The 15716-nt window shown below is 60.8% G+C and carries 14 protein-coding genes; 3 read left to right on the top strand and 11 right to left on the bottom strand.

All coding sequences use genetic code 11. From position 1 onward, the window contains the following. Positions 1-209: 209 nt before the first annotated feature. The 4 genes from KHO30_RS13900 to KHO30_RS13885 form a co-directional block, all read right to left on the bottom strand. On the bottom strand, positions 210-1028 hold the full coding sequence (locus tag KHO30_RS13900; protein WP_093647682.1) for an ABC transporter permease subunit: 819 nt from the start codon (positions 1026-1028) through the stop codon (positions 210-212). Next, on the bottom strand, positions 1028-1957 hold the full coding sequence (locus KHO30_RS13895) for an ABC transporter permease subunit (RefSeq protein ID WP_093647680.1): 930 nt from the start codon (positions 1955-1957) through the stop codon (positions 1028-1030). Before KHO30_RS13895 ends, KHO30_RS13900 begins: the two co-directional genes overlap by 1 nt. After that, entirely contained in the window at positions 1954-3120 is a 1167-nt protein-coding gene (locus tag KHO30_RS13890; RefSeq protein WP_211701305.1) for an ABC transporter ATP-binding protein, read from the bottom strand. The genes KHO30_RS13895 and KHO30_RS13890 overlap by 4 nt, the downstream gene beginning before the upstream one ends. A gap of 92 nt (positions 3121-3212) precedes the next feature. Next, a complete protein-coding gene (locus KHO30_RS13885; RefSeq protein WP_093647677.1) occupies positions 3213-4313 on the bottom strand; it encodes a polyamine ABC transporter substrate-binding protein in 1101 nt (366 codons plus the stop codon). An 823-nt stretch (positions 4314-5136) separates the two neighbouring features. Here KHO30_RS13885 and KHO30_RS13880 point away from each other — a divergent pair. Next, positions 5137-6474 (top strand): phospholipase A, encoded by a 1338-nt coding sequence (locus KHO30_RS13880; RefSeq protein WP_211701304.1) that lies wholly within the window; start codon positions 5137-5139, stop codon positions 6472-6474. Between the two features lie 161 nt (positions 6475-6635). After that, complete coding sequence (locus KHO30_RS13875) at positions 6636-6839, top strand: DUF1289 domain-containing protein (RefSeq protein WP_028199276.1); 204 nt, start codon at positions 6636-6638, stop codon at positions 6837-6839. A gap of 139 nt (positions 6840-6978) precedes the next feature. Here the strand turns inward: KHO30_RS13875 and KHO30_RS13870 are convergent, their stop codons facing one another. From KHO30_RS13870 to KHO30_RS13855, 4 genes are all read right to left on the bottom strand, one after another. Then, positions 6979-7635 (bottom strand): OmpW/AlkL family protein, encoded by a 657-nt coding sequence (locus KHO30_RS13870; protein ID WP_211701303.1) that lies wholly within the window; start codon positions 7633-7635, stop codon positions 6979-6981. Positions 7636-7704: 69 nt separating this feature from the next. Continuing rightward, complete coding sequence (locus tag KHO30_RS13865) at positions 7705-8895, bottom strand: NAD(P)H-dependent flavin oxidoreductase (protein ID WP_211701302.1); 1191 nt, start codon at positions 8893-8895, stop codon at positions 7705-7707. A 251-nt stretch (positions 8896-9146) separates the two neighbouring features. Beyond that, a complete protein-coding gene (locus KHO30_RS13860) occupies positions 9147-10739 on the bottom strand; it encodes an ABC-F family ATPase (protein WP_093639789.1) in 1593 nt (530 codons plus the stop codon). 157 nt (positions 10740-10896) lie between these two features. Continuing rightward, positions 10897-11844: an NAD(P)-dependent oxidoreductase gene (locus tag KHO30_RS13855; protein ID WP_200621826.1), complete on the bottom strand. Its 948-nt coding sequence runs from the start codon at positions 11842-11844 to the stop codon at positions 10897-10899. Between the two features lie 193 nt (positions 11845-12037). Between KHO30_RS13855 and KHO30_RS13850 the strand changes: the two genes are divergently transcribed. Next, positions 12038-12244 carry a dodecin gene (locus tag KHO30_RS13850; RefSeq protein ID WP_054035325.1) on the top strand — a complete coding sequence of 69 codons (207 nt, stop codon included), beginning with the start codon at positions 12038-12040 and terminating at the stop codon, positions 12242-12244. Between the two features lie 178 nt (positions 12245-12422). On the opposite strand, the gene KHO30_RS13845 is transcribed toward KHO30_RS13850, so the two are convergent. The 3 genes from KHO30_RS13845 to KHO30_RS13835 all read right to left on the bottom strand — a co-directional run bounded on the left by KHO30_RS13845 (position 12423) and on the right by KHO30_RS13835 (position 15639). Continuing rightward, a complete protein-coding gene (locus KHO30_RS13845) occupies positions 12423-13517 on the bottom strand; it encodes a BMP family ABC transporter substrate-binding protein (protein ID WP_211701301.1) in 1095 nt (364 codons plus the stop codon). Between the two features lie 67 nt (positions 13518-13584). Continuing rightward, positions 13585-14514, bottom strand: a complete 930-nt coding sequence (locus tag KHO30_RS13840; protein WP_200566083.1) for an ABC transporter permease — start codon at positions 14512-14514, stop codon at positions 13585-13587. Between the two features lie 18 nt (positions 14515-14532). Continuing rightward, positions 14533-15639, bottom strand: coding sequence for an ABC transporter permease (locus tag KHO30_RS13835; protein WP_093639802.1), 1107 nt, complete (start codon positions 15637-15639; stop codon positions 14533-14535). Between the last annotated feature and the right edge of the window lie 77 nt (positions 15640-15716).

Genomic DNA, 15716 nt, shown 5'->3' with positions numbered 1-15716 from the left:
CAGATTCCAGTCGCACCACTACCCCAGGCAAACCACGGTGCCCACTTAGCAGAGGCTTCTAGCCGCTTTCTTTTGCCTACTTTTCTTTGCGGCGGCAAAGAAAAGTAGGTGCCCCCCGCACAGGGGGAACGCTAATAGACCACTAACAAAACAAGGAAAGGCCAAAGCCCTAAGAACACGGCCAAACAAGCGCTACGCAAGAAAAACCCCTATACGGCCATCACTGCCCTCTTCCTCTCCGCCCGCTGCATAAAATAATTCCCCAAAACAACCCCAACAGTAACCACAGCAATAAACAAGGTAGCCAACGCATTCATCTCAGGATTCAACCCAAGCCGAACACGAGAAAAAACAACCAGCGGCAGCGTCGTCGACCCAGGCCCCGACAAAAACGCCGACAAAACCAGATCGTCGATAGACAACGTAAACGACAACAACCACCCAGAAATAAGCGCCTGCGAAATCAACGGCAACGTAATGAAGAAAAACACCTTCAGCGGCGTAGCCCCAAGATCCAGCGCAGCTTCCTCAAGCGAAGGATTCAACTCCTTCACCCGCGACTGCACAATGATGGCCACATACGAAATACACAACATCACGTGCCCGATCCAGATCGTGAAAATACCGCGCCCAGCAGGCCACCCCAACCACTTGGCCATTTCGATGAACAGCAGCAGCAGCGAAATCCCCTGAATCACCTCGGGAATCACCAGCGGCGCATTGATCATCCCGGTGTAAAGGGTAAAACCGCGAAACCGCCCCATCCGGGCCAACACAAACCCAGCCCACGTGCCGATAATCACCGAAGCAAACGCTGTCAGCAACGCCACCCGCAACGACAACCACGCCGCCGCGATCAACTCGTCGTCCTGCAACAACGCCGCATACCAGCGCGTCGAAAACCGCGTCCACACCGTGACCAGTTGCGATTCGTTGAACGAATACACAACCAGACTCACGATCGGAACGTAGAGGAAGAGAAAGCCGATCCCCAAAGCAATGAACTGAAAAATCCGGTTCGGCTTCATCAGCGTCTTTCCTCCATCGCCTTCGCCTGCGCGTACTGGAAAAACGCCATCGGCACCAATAACAACAACACCATCGCGCACGTCACGGCAGACGCCATCGGCCAATCGGCATTGTCAAAAAACTCATTCCACATTACGCGGCCAATCATCAACGTGTTCGCGCCGCCCAGCAATTCCGGAATCACGTACTCGCCTACCGCCGGAATGAACACCAGCAAACACCCGGCAATAATGCCGTTCTTCGACAACGGCAAGGTGATCTGCCAGAACGCCCGCCACGGCTTCGCACCGAGGTCGTAGGCGGCTTCCAGCAAGGTCATGTCCATCTTCACCAGATGCGCGTACAACGGCATCACGAGAAACGGCAGGTACGAATACACCATGCCGATATAAACCGCGGTGTTCGTGTGATACAACTCGATCGGCGTATGGATCAGCCCGGTCGACATCAGGAAGTTGTTCAGCAGGCCGTTGTTCTTCAGGATCCCGATCCATGCATACACGCGAATCAGAAACGACGTCCAGAACGGCAGCATCACCGCCATCATCAGCAGATTCCGACTCGCCGGATTCGATCGGGCAATGTAATACGCCATCGGATAACCGATCAGCAAACACAGCAACGTGGATATCGCCGCCACCACCACCGAATTCACATAGGTCGCGAAATAAAGGCTGTCGGTCAGCAGAAACGCATAGTGCGACAGGTCCAGCGCGACGTGAACCACACCGTCGGTGTACTTGGCGAGTTCGGTATAAGGCGGAATGCCAAGCTGCAAATCGGCAAAGCTGATCTTCACGACCAGCAGGAACGGCACGAGGAAAAACAGCAGCAGCCAGATGAACGGTCCGGCCACCACTGCGGTGCGTGCAGTCAGGTTGAAACGGCGCGCCGGCCACGACGCCAGAGAACTGATCGAGCGTTTCATGACGTCAGCACCACGCCAGCCGATGCGCTCCAGCGCACATACACCTCGTCGCCCCAGGTGGGCGGATCGATCTCGGTCAAGGCAAGGCTCGTCACGTTGGCGATCACCGTTTTGCCGGCGTCGAGTTTCACGTGGTACAGCGAATAGCCGCCCATGTAGGCGATATTCGTGACTACGCCCTTGCCCCAGTTGTACGCACCCTCAGGCGGTTTGCGTGTGAGCGCGATGCGCTCGGGCCGCACGGAAATCGTCACCGGCATGCCGAGCGGCCCGGTGATGCCATGGCTCACGTAAAGACGGACCGGCAAGTCGGGCGTTTCGATGAATACGTGATCGGGTTCGTCTTCGACGACGTTGCCGTCGAACAGATTGGTCGAACCGATGAACTCGGCTGAAAAACGGCTATTCGGATATTCGTACACTTCATGCGGTGTGCCGAGCTGGACGATCTCGCCTTCGCTCATCACGGCAAGACGGTCCGCCATCGTCATCGCCTCTTCCTGGTCGTGCGTCACCATCATGCAGGTCACACCGACCTTGTCGAGAATGTTGACCAGTTCGATCTGCGTGCGCTGACGGATCTGCTTGTCGAGCGCGGACATCGGTTCGTCGAGCAGCAGCAGCTTCGGCCGTTTGACGAGCGAGCGCGCGAGCGCCACACGCTGCTGCTGACCGCCGGAGAGCTGATGCGGCTTGCGCTTCGCAAAACGGCCCATCTGCACGAGATCGAGCGCGGTCTGCACGCGGTCTTTCAGCTCAGACTTCGGCACGCCTTCCTGTTTCAGGCCGAAGGCGACGTTGGCCTCGACCGTCATGTGAGGAAACAGCGCGTATGACTGGAACATCATGTTGACCGGCCGGCGATAAGGCGGCAATTGCGCAAGGTCTTCGCCATCGATCAGGATCTTGCCCGACGTGATCGATTCGAGGCCGGCCAGCATGCGTAACAAAGTGGATTTGCCACAACCGGAACTGCCGAGCAGCGCGAACAGTTCGCCCTTTTTCACCGACAGGTTGACCCCTTTGACCGCCGCGGTCTCGCCGAACTTCTTCACGATGTCGACGATCTGGACGAAATTCTCTGCGGCATCGCCTGCTTCGGCGTTCAGGCCCGGGGACGGCACGGCGGTCCCTGCCATCGCGCCCGACTGGTCACTACTCATCACAATGCTTTACTCCGGCGTTTGACGAACAAAGCCCCCGGTGGACACCGAGGGCTTCTTGATGATACTTACCCGCTCACTCTGACGGCGAATCAGCGGCCGGACTTGAATTCAGTCCACAGCCGCGTTTGCAGACGCTGGATTTCCGGCGGCAGCGGCTTCAGCAGGAACAGCGTCTTGATGACTTCAGGCGAGGGGTACACGGCCGGATCGTTCGCCACGTCCTTGTCCACATACTTGCGCGCTTCGAGGTTGGCGCTCGGATAGTAGACGGCGTTGGTGATCGCGGCATGAACCTGTGGCGTTTCGATGTAGTTGATCCACTCGAGCGCGGCTTCCTTGTTCTTCGCGTCCTTCGGAATCGCCATCACGTCGAACCACACCGGGGCGCCGCCCTTCGGAATGTAGTACTCGATCTTGAAGGCTTTCTTCGCCTCGATCGCGCGATGCTTGGCGATCACGACGTCGCCCGACCAGCCGTACGCGAAGCACACGTCGCCGCCGACCAGGTCATTGATGTAGCCCGACGAGTTGAACTGCGTGATGTACGGACGGATCTTCTTCATCATCTCGAGCGCGGCGCGGTAGTCGGCCGGGTTCGTGCTCATCGGATCCTTGCCGATGTAGTGCAGCGCAGCGGCGAACATCTGGTCCGGTGCGTCGAGCACGGACACGCCGCAGGTCTTCAGCTTCGAAATGTTTTCCGGCTTGAAGAGGACGTCCCAGCTGTCGAGCGGCACGTTCTTGCCGAGGATCTGCTGCGCCTTGGTGACGTTGTAGCCGAGGCCGGTCGTGCCGTATGCCCAGGGTACCGTGTACTTGTTGCCCGGATCGGCGCCGGCCACGAGGGCCATCAGCGAGGGATCGAGGTACTTCAGGTTCGGCAGCTTCGATTTGTCGAGCGGCGCGAAGATGCCCGCGGCGATTTGCTTGCCGGCGTAGTTGCTGGTCGGCACGACGATGTCGTAACCGGAACTGCCGGTAAGGAGCTTGGCTTGCAGCGTGTCGTCGCTGTCGTAGTTGTCGTATTTGACCTGGACACCGGACTGCTTGGTGAAGTTCGGAATGGTGTCCTTGGCGATGTAATCGGACCAGTTATACACGTTGAGCTGCGTGTCTTTCGCAGCAGCCGTCAACCACGGTGTTGCGCACAGAACCAGTGCCGCCACTTGTCCCACTACCCGTCTTTTCATCCCGTTCTCCGATCCTGGCCGGCCCGATCCGGCTGTCTTCAACCACGCCGCGGCACACCGCACGCGGCTCCCCTGAAAAATCCGAAAACTACCATTAATTATTGCGCGCACCAAAAAAAATGCTGGGCTGTCGCGCAAACGGTACAGCGTAAGCCGCGCCGCTACAAAATGGGCGCAATTTTAGCGGGTTATCGGCGCGTGTCTACCCGAAAAAAACACCAGTGACGGCCTTGGTGTTATCTCGTTGTCAAGTTACGGCCGCCGCGCCCCATCGGGTTCGCATCAAGGCGGCAGCCAGAGGTCGTTTCCCGCGAATCTTATGCCTTACAGCTAACCTCGATGCGAGCGTAAGCCACCCGTCGCGCCACGGTGCACAATACCGCGGAGAGCCTTGTAGACGGTACGGCGGGAACCACGCGGACATACCGGGCCTTGGCTCCCTGGCCTCGCTGCGTCGCGTGCCGGGTTCGCTGCGGGCACATCACTTGCGCACGAGCGCAGTCTCAAATCTCCAGGTGTCGATCAACACGAATCCGTCCGCGTTGCGACCGAACCGCCGTCGGCGTCTGCCGGACGGCAGACCGGCTGGCCTGGCTGTTGGCGGCGTTCATCATCCTGCTGAATATGGCGCTGCTATGGCAGTTGGCATTCGGCGGATGAAGTGGTGGGCCGGCTACTCCCCGCATTGTGTTTGCGAATGAAGCCGGTTTGTAAGTATTCTCTTAGAAATTCCTGATGACCTGCGATGCCGCTGTCTTACCGCGGTGCCGCCCCGCCGTCTTGCCGCCTCGCTCACGCTCCCCTGTTCTCTGGACGACAGCCCATGCGCTTTTTCGCTTCGCTTGCCCGCCTCGCCCCCGATACGTCACTTCAAAGTCAGCGCGCCGTCCAGCGCAATTCACGCACCGTCTTGCTGTCCACCCTCCTCGCCATCGTCACCATCGGCGCCTTCTGCGGCGAGGCCCGCGCGACGGTCGCGATGCTGCAGCCGGCGCGCGTCGCCGCTGCCAACGAGCCATTGCAAATCACGCTGCTCTATTCCGCCGACGACTCCCGCGCCCTCACCGTCACCGTCCCGCCGACGATCCGCGTCACCTTGACCGGTGCCGAGGAGTCGCCGCAGCCGCTCGACCTGCAGCGCGAACCTGGCGTGCCCGACACGCTGCATCTGCGGCCAGGTCAATTCCGCAAAGTGCGTTTCTCGGCACCCTGGCCGCAGTCGGCACGCGGCGAAGTGCGTATCGATCCAGTGGGCTTCGACGCGTCGCCGGCGCTCGTCGCGATCAATCGTGGCCCGCAGCAGGACGCCATCGCCCAAGCAGAACGCGCGGAAAGCGAAGCGAGCACGCCTGCCCAGGCGGCCGAAGCGGCCGCGGCCGTGGGCGGCCCGACAGGCGACGCGATGTCGCCGCCCGGCGACTCGCTCTCCACCACCGGACGTGGCGTGCTCGCGCACGTCTCCTACTACGAGCCGATGTACATCGCCTTCGGCCACAATGGCGATACGAACGCCCGGCTGCAACTGAGCTTCAAATACCGCATCCTGATGCCCGACGATCTGCGCTCGAAGGCGTTCCTCGACAACCTGTACTTCGCCTACACGCAGACCTCGATCTGGGATCTGTCCGCCGACTCACGGCCGTTCCGCGATACGACCTACTCCCCGCAGTTGTTCTACTACGTGCCGGACACCGGTTGGCACAGCCCGTTTTTCACGCGCATGGGTTTTGCAGCAGGTATCGCGCATGAATCGAACGGCAAGGCGGGTACCGACTCGCGCAGCATCAACATGCCCTTTATCCGCCCGACATGGGAATTCGGCGATCTGACGGGCAACCATCTGACCGTCTCGCCAAAAATCTATTACTACCTTGGCACGAGCAACAACCCCGATATCGCCGACTATCGCGGCTACGTCGACCTGTTGGTCAAATACGGCAGCCCGGACGGCTGGCAACTCGCAACCACGCTGCGCAAAGGTACCAAGCACTGGTACGGCAGTGTTGATTCGCAATTCACCTATCCTCTCGCCAAGCTGCTCGGCAGCAAGTGGGGCGGGTATATCTGGGTCGGATACTTCAACGGCTACGGCGAGGATCTGCTCGATTACAACAATCGGCAGCACTGGATGGCACGGGTCGGGTACAGCATCGCGCGCTGAGGAAGGTCGGGGGTTAGGCGTTGATGGTTTTGAAGCTGCCGGATTCAAGCCAGAACACCGCCGGATGCTGCCAATCGTGCAGGGTTCCTGGCCGCTTCGGGGGCGTGGCCGCCGCATCGGATAACATAGCGGAACTTCGCTTCTCCGCCCCAAGGTTTCCGATGGCTTCGAATCTCCACGATCTTCCCGACAGCCCGTGCATCGGTGTCTGTTCCACGCTTTTCGACGAGGTCTGCAAAGGCTGCGGCCGCACCGCCACCGAAGTGTCCAACTGGGTGTTCCTGAGCGACGAGGAAAAACGCGCGGTGTGGGTACGCATCGAGCAGGACGGCACCGCCATGCGTTTCAAGAACGACAAGCTATAGCATCTTGCAGCACTGTGGCCAACCGCATCGGCCCTCCTGCCGGAAAACCCGTCTCCCGATTGACATAGCAATTGCAATAAAAAACGCCGGACATTCCGGCGTTTTTTGCGTGACGAACGCGGCTTCTCGAGCGCGGCAATCAGAACCGCATACCGACTCCCAAACCGACCACCACCGGGTCGATATTCAGCCGCCCGAGCGATTGACCGCCGAGCGTTGCATCGGTGTGCATCCAGATCTTCTTGATGTCCGCATTGACGAACAGCGACCTGGTCACCTGCACGTCCACACCTGCCTGCAACGCGGGGCCGAAGCTGTGGTTGGTGATCGAAATCGGCTGACCGCCTGCGTTCAGGCCGTTGTTATAGAACAACGTGTAGTTCAGACCCGCCCCAACGTACGGACGGATGCGCCCCGCGTGGTTGAAGTGATATTGCAGCAGCAGCGTGGGCGGCAACACGTTCACGCCGCCGAGATTGCCGAGACCCGACGTCAACTGATGACGCGACGTGCCGAGAATCAGCTCGACGCCGAGGTAGTCGCGGATCATGTAGGTCAGATCCAGCTCCGGCACGATGGCATTGTTGACGTCTACATTAAGCGCCGACAGCGACTGGCTGGTCCCCACGTTCGGCATGATGCTGATTGCGCGCAGACGCACCAGTACGTCGCCGGCGTGAATGCCGCTCATCGGGTCGTCGCCGGCAGCCTGTGCCGGTAAGGCCAGCGCGCCCGCGCCTAGCAGGCACGTCGCGACAGCAGCGGCCTTGATTCTGTTCCTGAGCAAGTACTTCATGTGCTTCCCCGAGTGTTGTTTGCGTGCGGGGATTGTCGAAGTTCTTGTCAGGTTTCACGTTGACCCGTATCAACCCAGCGAGAACGCCCAACGACCTGCGACAGCGGGTCGCGTCGCACCGGTCAGGAGCAGTTCGATCAGGTCGTGGACGCTGCGGATGGCCGTGCCGAACGGCAAGGCTTCGCGGCCGCGAAAGAACAGGCCGTTAGCCACGTCACCGCGCAATGCCGCGGCGAGTCGCGTGTCGATACAGAAGTGGCCGAACTTTTCGACACCGTCGCGCCAGCCACAAACGCTGAGGCATTCGAGCGCGGTCGGACAGGTGTGTTTGAGCGCGCCGATCTTCTCGCGGATCTTCGTCTCGTGACGCAGATAACGCATCAGCCATGGTGTTTTAACAGCGCGCGCAGGCAACCCCGTCACGCTGACGAATTCGACAATGTCGTCGGGTGTCGCTTCGGCCAGTACGCGTTTGAAGTTCGGATGCGCATCACCTTCTTCGGTGACGGCGAACGGCGTGCCGAGCTGCACGCCACTGGCACCGGCGCTCAGCAACTCGCGCACAGCTTCGTGACTATTAATGCCGCCCGCGACGATCAAGGGCACGTCTTCCCGACGCAAACCAAGCGACGTGAATACCGCATCAAGTTCCTCAAGCACACGCAAGAATTCGAAGCGTTGGTCGTGCATGTCAGAGAGATTGCTCACGCCGAGATGGCCGCCTGCGTGGGCCGGATGTTCGATCACGACGGCGTCCGGCAGACGACCCTTTTTCATCCACTTCTTCAGCACCAGCGCGACGCCACGACTATCCGACAGAATGGGAATCAGCGCGATGTCGTGGCCCTGGGTCATGTCCGGCAAATCGAGCGGTAAGCCGGCGCCCATGACAATGGCATCGGCGCCGCTTTCGCAGGCAACGCGCACGTACTCCGCTTGCGCGTTGACCGCTTTCATCACGTTGACGGCGATCATGCCGCGGCCTTCGCTGAGCGCTTTGGCGGCGTGGATTTCACGCGCCAGCGCGGTGAGGTTCGCCTGTTCGAGCATAGCCCGGTCGGGAGATTGCCGGCAGCGTTCGATCAGATCGGGATGATGATGGCGCAGGTCGATGCTGGCGATGGTGCCGAGTGCGCCTTCGCGGGCGACGCTGCCGGCGAGGCGGTGGGCCGAGATGCCGACGCCCATGCCGCCTTGCACGATTGGAAGCAGCGAGCGGCCGCGGATAACAAGTGGCGGGAAAGAGTGAGAGGTGTGCATTGACGACCCGATGGGTGGACTATCGAAGCGGTGATCATCGATCGTCGGGCGTGGCGTGCGTTGCTTTGGGTCAAAGAGGTTGTTTGCCCGTTTGATTTTGAGACCGGTTGGTTGACGTTGGTCACTTCAAGGTGAGATTGATTCGCGCGCACGGAGCAACCAGGACCCGCGTGCAGAACGCCCGCCATGAAAAAAGCCCGCTTCTTTCGAAGCGGGCTTTTTCTTGCACTACACCGTAAAGCAGAAAGCGCTTACTGCACGCCCTGACTCAATAGGAAGTCTTCATAGTTGCCACCGAAGTCGTTCAGCGTGCCATCGGTACGCACTTCGATGATCCGGTTCGCAAGACCGCTCACGAACTCACGGTCGTGCGAGACGAAAATCAGCGTGCCTTCGTACTTGTCGAGCGCGATCTGCAGCGATTCGATCGACTCCATGTCCATGTGGTTGGTCGGCTCGTCCATCAGCAACACGTTGTGACGGCCCAGCATCAACTTGCCCCAGATCATGCGGCCCTTCTCACCACCAGAGAGCACCTTGACCGACTTGCGGATGTCGTCGGCATTGAACAGCAGACGGCCGAGCGTGCCGCGCACCATCTGCTCGTCGTCGCCTTCCTGGCGGTAGCCGTCGATCCAGTCCATCAGCGTGACGTCGGTCGGAAACTCTTCATACGTATCCTGCGGCATGTAGCCGACGTTCGCGTTTTCCGCCCACTTCACGGTACCGTGATCGAGCGTGAGCTTGCCGAGCAGCGAACGCAACAGCGTGGTCTTACCCGCGCCGTTCTCGCCGATGATCGCGATACGCTCGCCCGGCTGCACGCTGACACTGAAGTCGTTGAAAATCTGACGCTCGTACTTCTTCGAGATCTTGTCCGCCACCACCGCGATGTTGTGCAGCTTCTTCTCGTACTCGAAGCGGATGAACGGGTTCTGGCGCGACGACGGCTTGAATTCCTCGATCTTGATCTTGTCGATCATCTTCAGACGGCTGGTGGCCTGACGTGCCTTCGACTTGTTCGCCGAGAAGCGGCGCACGAAGTCCTGCAGGTCGGCGACGCGTTCCTTCGCCTTGGCGTTGGCGTTCTGCTGACGCTCGCGCGCCTGCGTGCTGGCCAGCATGTAGTCGTCGTAGTTACCGGGATAGACCTTCAGCGTGCCGAAGTCCATGTCGGCCATGTGCGTGCAGACCTGGTTCAAAAAGTGACGATCGTGCGAGATGATGATCATCGTCGAGTTGTACTGGTTGAGCACGTCTTCCAGCCAACGGATCGAGTTGATGTCCAGGTTGTTGGTCGGTTCGTCCAGCAGCAGCACGTCCGGCTTCGAGAACAGCGCCTGCGCGAGCAGCACGCGCAGTTTCCAGCCCGGTGCGACGTTGCTCATCGGGCCATTGTGGTCTTCGATCGCGATGCCGATGCCGAGCAGCAACTCGCCCGCGCGCGCTTCGGCGGTGTAACCGTCGTACTCAGCGAACTTCGCTTCGAGTTCGGCGGCGTGCATGTAGTCGTCGTCGGTGGCGTCGGGGTTTGCGTAGATCGCGTCGCGCTCGGTCATGGCAGCCCACATTTCCGTGTGGCCCATCATCACGACGTCGAGCACGCGCACGTCTTCGTACGCGAACTGATCCTGGCGCAGCTTGCCGAGGCGCACGTTCGGTTCGAGCATCACGTTGCCGGAGCTCGGTTCCAGATCACTACCCAGGATCTTCATGAAGGTAGACTTGCCGCAGCCGTTCGCACCGATCAGGCCGTAGCGGTTCCCTTCCCCGAATTTGACCGAGATGTTCTCGAAGAGGGGCTTTGGCCCGAATTGCATGGTGATATTGGCGGTAGACAGCACGGCGCGTCCTTTAAGGTGATATCGGCGAACAACCCAATATTTTAGCAGGTTATCGCGAATTCAACCCACGCGAGCGCCGTGCTCGCGCGTTTCGACGCCGCTTTTACGGTCGGTTTGCGCCCCGTTTGCGCCCGATTTGCGCCTCCCCGCCTGCCTTCTAGCCGCCGCGCGGCGTCTGCAAAACGTCGATGAAGGCCGACAGATCGGCCTCGCCCAGCCCCATCGCCGCGCCGAGCCGCAGCAGTTGCTGGACCGTCGACGAAACCGGCATCGGCGTGCCGGTCTCGTACGCCGTCGCGGCGACCGTGTCGATGTCCTTCTGGAACGTACGGAATGCGCCGATCGGCGCGAGGCCGCTTTGTGTCATGCGCGGCACGAAAATCTGCAGCAGCACTGAATCGGCCCAACCGCCAGCGAGACCTTCCGTCAGTTTTGAGGCGTCGATGCCGCTGCGCTGCGCAAGGCTCACGGCCTCGGCGATCGCTGCCAGGGTCGCGGTGACGATGGTCTGATTGCACAGCTTGGTGGTTTGCCCCGCCCCAACGTCGCCCATGTGCGTGACACGGGATGAATACGCGCCAAGGAACGGCGTGACCGCCTCGACGTCCGCTGCGGCGCCGCCCGCCATGATCGCCAGCGTGCCCGCCGTCGCGCCCGCTACGCCACCGGATACCGGCGCGTCGATCCAGCCGACGCTTGCAGTGCCCGTGCCCTCTGGCTTGCGCTTTTGTCCACCCTCGCCCGTAGCAGCAATCGGACCGTCCGCGGCCGCGCGCTGCGCGAACATACGCGTCGCGGCCGGCGGAATGCTCGAGTGATCGACGATCCAGCGCACGCATCTCGGCACGGTGGCATCCGCGCTCAACAGTCCCTCGGCACCGAACACCGTTTCTTCAACCGCCGCCGCATCCGCGACGCACAACAGCACCGCTTCGCACCGCGAGGCCAGTTCGCGCGGCGTATCGACCACCTTGGCGCCGTCCGCCAGCAACGCTTCCGCCTTGGCTCGTGTGCGATTCCAGACATGCACCGTATGCCCCGCGCGCAGCAGATGCCGGATCATCGGCGCGCCCATCAGACCAGGACCGCAAAAACCAATTTCCACTTTCAAGCCTCGTCAGGTTTCAGATTGAGTTGCGCGAACATCATAACGGCCTCGCCTCACCGCGGCATATCGGGCACGCGATGTGCGGAATGACCCGCTCATGTGCGGCACAGGGGCAGACATGGAGGACGTCGACAGCAATCCATTGCCTATACTTTTTTTGCACACCAACGAAGGTCAAAGGAGGAAGTTCATGTCAGAACATGTTTACAAACAAATCGAACTGACCGGCTCATCGACCAAATCGATCGACGACGCAATCAGCACCGCGATTAAAAAAGCGTCGAAGACGCTGCGCAATCTGCACTGGTTCGAAGTGACGGAAACGCGGGGCCAGATCGAGAACGACAAGGTCGCCTACTGGCAGGTGACCATCAAGGTCGGTCTGCGCATCGACTAGCGCTTCGCCCGAAACATCTTCAACACATAATCCGAAGCAAAAAAAAAGCTGCGTCCGTACTGGACGCAGCGTCTTAAAGCAGCGGTTGCTGAGACCGCCGCCTGGTCAATTGTTACCCGGTCATTCGCGACCCGGTCGATCCTTACGCGATTCGTTCTAGACGATCGCGCGAGCCGGATTACTTCGGCAGCGAACCGTCTACGCCTTCCACATACCAGTTCAAGCGTTGCAGTTCCGGATCGGTCAGCGTCTTGCCTGCCGGCACCTTCACCGCGCCGGACTGATCCTTGATTGGACCGGTGAAGACGTCCCACTTGCCGCCAGCCAGGTCGTCGCGCTTCGCCGCCACCTGCTTCTGCCCATCAGCCGGAATCGCCGACGTATTCAGGTCTTCAAGATTGACGGCCTTCTGCGGAATGCCCCACCACACCGGATCGTTCTTCCACTTGCCGTCCAGCACCTGCTGAATAGCCGCGTTGTAATACACGCCCCAGTGCGCGACCACCGAACCGAGGTGCGCATCAGGACCAAACTTCTTCATGTCCGAATCCCAGCCGAACGCATGCACGTGCTTTTCCGATGCGGTCGCGAGCGTCGCGCTCGAATCGGTGTTTTGCAGCAGCACGTCGGCGCCCTGGCCGATCAGCGTTTCAGCAGCCTGCTTTTCCTTGCCCGGATCGAACCAGCTGTTGATCCAGATGACCTTGGTGTGGATCTTCGGATTCACCGAACGCGCGCCGAGCGTGTACGCGTTGATGTTGCGGATCACTTCAGGAATCGGCACCGATGCGACAAAGCCCAGCGTGTTGGTCTTCGTCACATAACCCGCAGCGACGCCTGCCAGGTAGGCGCCCTGGTACATGCGCACGTCATAGGTGCCGAAGTTCGGCGCCTTCTTGTAGCCGGTTGCGTGCAGGAACACCGTATCCGGGAAGTCCTTTGCGACCTTCAGTTCGAAGTCCTGGTAGCCAAAGCTCGAACCGATGATGATCTTGTTGCCCTTGTTCGCCAGATCGCGGAACACCCGTTCCGAGTCGGCCGATTCCGGCACGTTCTCGATGCGGGTGATCTTGATCTTGTTGCCGAATTTCGCTTCGGCTTCCTTCGAGCCCTGATCGTGCGCGAAGGTCCAGCCGGCATCGCCCGGATTGCCGAGGTAGACGAACGCGACGCCCGGTGCGTCGGCCGCCTGCGCGGTTTGCGCGAGCGGCGCTGCAAGCGCCAGGGAAGCCGCACCCCATGCGAAGGCGGTCAGCAGATTTCTTCTCTTCATGTTTTCTCCTGTCGTGTTTGTCGATTGATTTGAAACGTGTGGTCGGTCATTTGAAGCGACAAGCGTGTCATCCCGCCGAGAAAAACGGCTTGCCAAGCGACGCGGGCGCATTCAGACGAATTGTGTTCGGGTTGCGCGAAATCAGCACAAGCACGACGACGGTCGCGACGTACGGCAGCATCGCCAGAAACTGCGTGGGCACCGGCACGCCGATGGCCTGAGCGTAAAACTGCAGACCCGTCACGGCGCCGAACAGCAACGCGCCGATCAGCAGACGCCCCGGGCGCCATGTCGCGAACACCACCAGCGCGAGCGCGATCCAGCCGCGGCCCGACGTAAGCTGCTCCTGCCACAAGTGCAGGTTGACGATCGAGTAATAGCCGCCGGCGAGACCCGCCATGCCGCCGCCGAAAGCCACCGCGCCGTAACGCACACCGACCACCGGAAAGCCGACCGAGTGCGCCACTTGCGGCGATTCGCCGACCGAACGCAGCACGAGGCCCGCACGCGTACGGTACAGAAACCACCAGATCACCGCGAACATCAGAAATGCAAGGTAATCGAGCGGCGTGAGGCTGAAGAGCGCCGGTCCGAGCACCGGGATCTTCGAGAGACCCGGAATGGTCCACGTGTCGATCGTGGCACGCACCGCGGCCGACGTGTACGGCTTGCCGACATAGGCCGACAGGCCGATGCCGAAGATCGTCAGCGACAGGCCGGTGGCGACCTGGTTGGCGAGCATGGTCAGCGTGAGGAACGCGAACAGCAGCGACATCGCGAGACCCGCGCCGATCGCGGCGACCACGCCGAGCCACGGGTTGCCGGTAATGGCGGTGACCGCGTAGCCGGTCACGGCGCCCATCAGCATCATGCCTTCAACGCCGAGATTGAGAACGCCCGATTTCTCGGTGACGAGTTCGCCCGCGCCCGCGAACATCAGCGGGATTGCGGCGGTGACGGCGCTCGAGGTGAGCGCGCTGGCTTGTTGAATATCCATGGAGATCCGCCGGGAAAATCAGTGGGCCTGCGCGGCGGCGGAGCGCCGGCGCACGCGGTAGTTCACGAACAGGTCGGCGCCCAGCAGGCAGAACAGCAGCAGCCCCTGGAACACGCCGGAGAGCGCCTGCGGCAATTGCATCGAGGTCTGCACCGCTTCGCCGCCGAGGTACAGCAGCGCCATCAGCAAGCTCGCGAGCACGATGCCGACCGGATGCAGCCGTCCGACGAACACGACGATGATCGCGGTAAAGCCGTAGCCCGGCGACCATGTCGCCTGCAACTGACCAATCGGACCGGCGATCTCGCCCATGCCGGCGAGGCCCGCCAGACCGCCGCTGATCAGCAACGACGTCCAGATGGTTTTCTTGTCGGAGAACCCGGCGTAGCGCGCGGCAAGCGGCGCGAGACCGCCGACGTTCATCCGGTAGCCCGCGAAACTCTTGCGCATGAAAAGCCACACACACGGAATTGCAATCAAGGTGATGAACACGGATGCGTTCAGCCGCGTGCCGCGCAGCCATTTCCAGTGCCAGTCGCCGGAAAAGGTCGGGTACAGCGCGTCGCCGCTGAACATCTCCGAAAGCGGGAAGTTCATGCCTTGCGGATCGCGCCACGGGCCGCTCACCAGATAGATCAGCAGCTGCGTGGCCACATACGTGAGCATCAGGCTGACGAGAATCTCGTTGGTATTGAAGCGGCTTTTCAGGAGCGCGGGAATCGCGGCCCACACCATGCCGCCGAGCACGCCGGCGATCATCATGGTTGGCAGAATCCACCAGCCGGTGGCCTGATCGAAATAGATCGCGACGCCGCTGGCGGCAATGCCGCCGAGCAGCATCTGCCCTTCAGCGCCGATGTTCCAGACGTTGGCGCGATAACCGATCGCGAGGCCGAGGCCGATGAGGCACAACGGCGAAGCCTTCAGCAGCAGTTCGGACCAGCCGTTCACGCTGGAGAGCGGTTCGATGAAAAACGCGTGCATGGCTGCGAGCGGATCACGGCCGACCAGGCTGAAGATCAGGAAGCCGATCACGAGCGTGAGCAACGCGGCGATCAGCGGCACGGCGATCTGCATCGTGCGCGAGGGCGTCGTGCGTGCTTCGAGTCGATACGGAAGAATCATGGGGGCGTGTGCTTATGTGAGTGCTTGTATCTGGTTCTGGTGCTTATGGAGCTTTAGCGTCGATCAGCTATCCGATC

It is taken from the genome of Paraburkholderia aspalathi (genome assembly GCF_905220735.1).
In the GTDB taxonomy this organism is placed as follows: Bacteria; Pseudomonadota; Gammaproteobacteria; order Burkholderiales; family Burkholderiaceae; genus Paraburkholderia; species Paraburkholderia aspalathi.
This window is presented reverse-complemented; position numbering and strand designations above follow the sequence as displayed.

Bases quoted from the DNA above. Each gene is read 5' to 3' on its own strand.
- KHO30_RS13900 (WP_093647682.1), bottom strand. From the start codon at position 1,028: ATGAAGCCGAACCGGATTTTTCAGTTCATTGCTTTGGGGATCGGCTTT.
- KHO30_RS13895 (WP_093647680.1), bottom strand. From the start codon at position 1,957: ATGAAACGCTCGATCAGTTCTCTGGCGTCGTGGCCGGCGCGCCGTTTC.
- KHO30_RS13890 (WP_211701305.1), bottom strand. From the start codon at position 3,120: ATGAGTAGTGACCAGTCGGGCGCGATGGCAGGGACCGCCGTGCCGTCC.
- KHO30_RS13885 (WP_093647677.1), bottom strand. From the start codon at position 4,313: ATGAAAAGACGGGTAGTGGGACAAGTGGCGGCACTGGTTCTGTGCGCA.
- KHO30_RS13880 (WP_211701304.1), top strand. From the start codon at position 5,137: ATGCGCTTTTTCGCTTCGCTTGCCCGCCTCGCCCCCGATACGTCACTT.
- KHO30_RS13875 (WP_028199276.1), top strand. From the start codon at position 6,636: ATGGCTTCGAATCTCCACGATCTTCCCGACAGCCCGTGCATCGGTGTC.
- KHO30_RS13870 (WP_211701303.1), bottom strand. From the start codon at position 7,635: ATGAAGTACTTGCTCAGGAACAGAATCAAGGCCGCTGCTGTCGCGACG.
- KHO30_RS13865 (WP_211701302.1), bottom strand. From the start codon at position 8,895: ATGCACACCTCTCACTCTTTCCCGCCACTTGTTATCCGCGGCCGCTCG.
- KHO30_RS13850 (WP_054035325.1), top strand. From the start codon at position 12,038: ATGTCAGAACATGTTTACAAACAAATCGAACTGACCGGCTCATCGACC.
- KHO30_RS13845 (WP_211701301.1), bottom strand. From the start codon at position 13,517: ATGAAGAGAAGAAATCTGCTGACCGCCTTCGCATGGGGTGCGGCTTCC.
- KHO30_RS13840 (WP_200566083.1), bottom strand. From the start codon at position 14,514: ATGGATATTCAACAAGCCAGCGCGCTCACCTCGAGCGCCGTCACCGCC.
- KHO30_RS13835 (WP_093639802.1), bottom strand. From the start codon at position 15,639: ATGATTCTTCCGTATCGACTCGAAGCACGCACGACGCCCTCGCGCACG.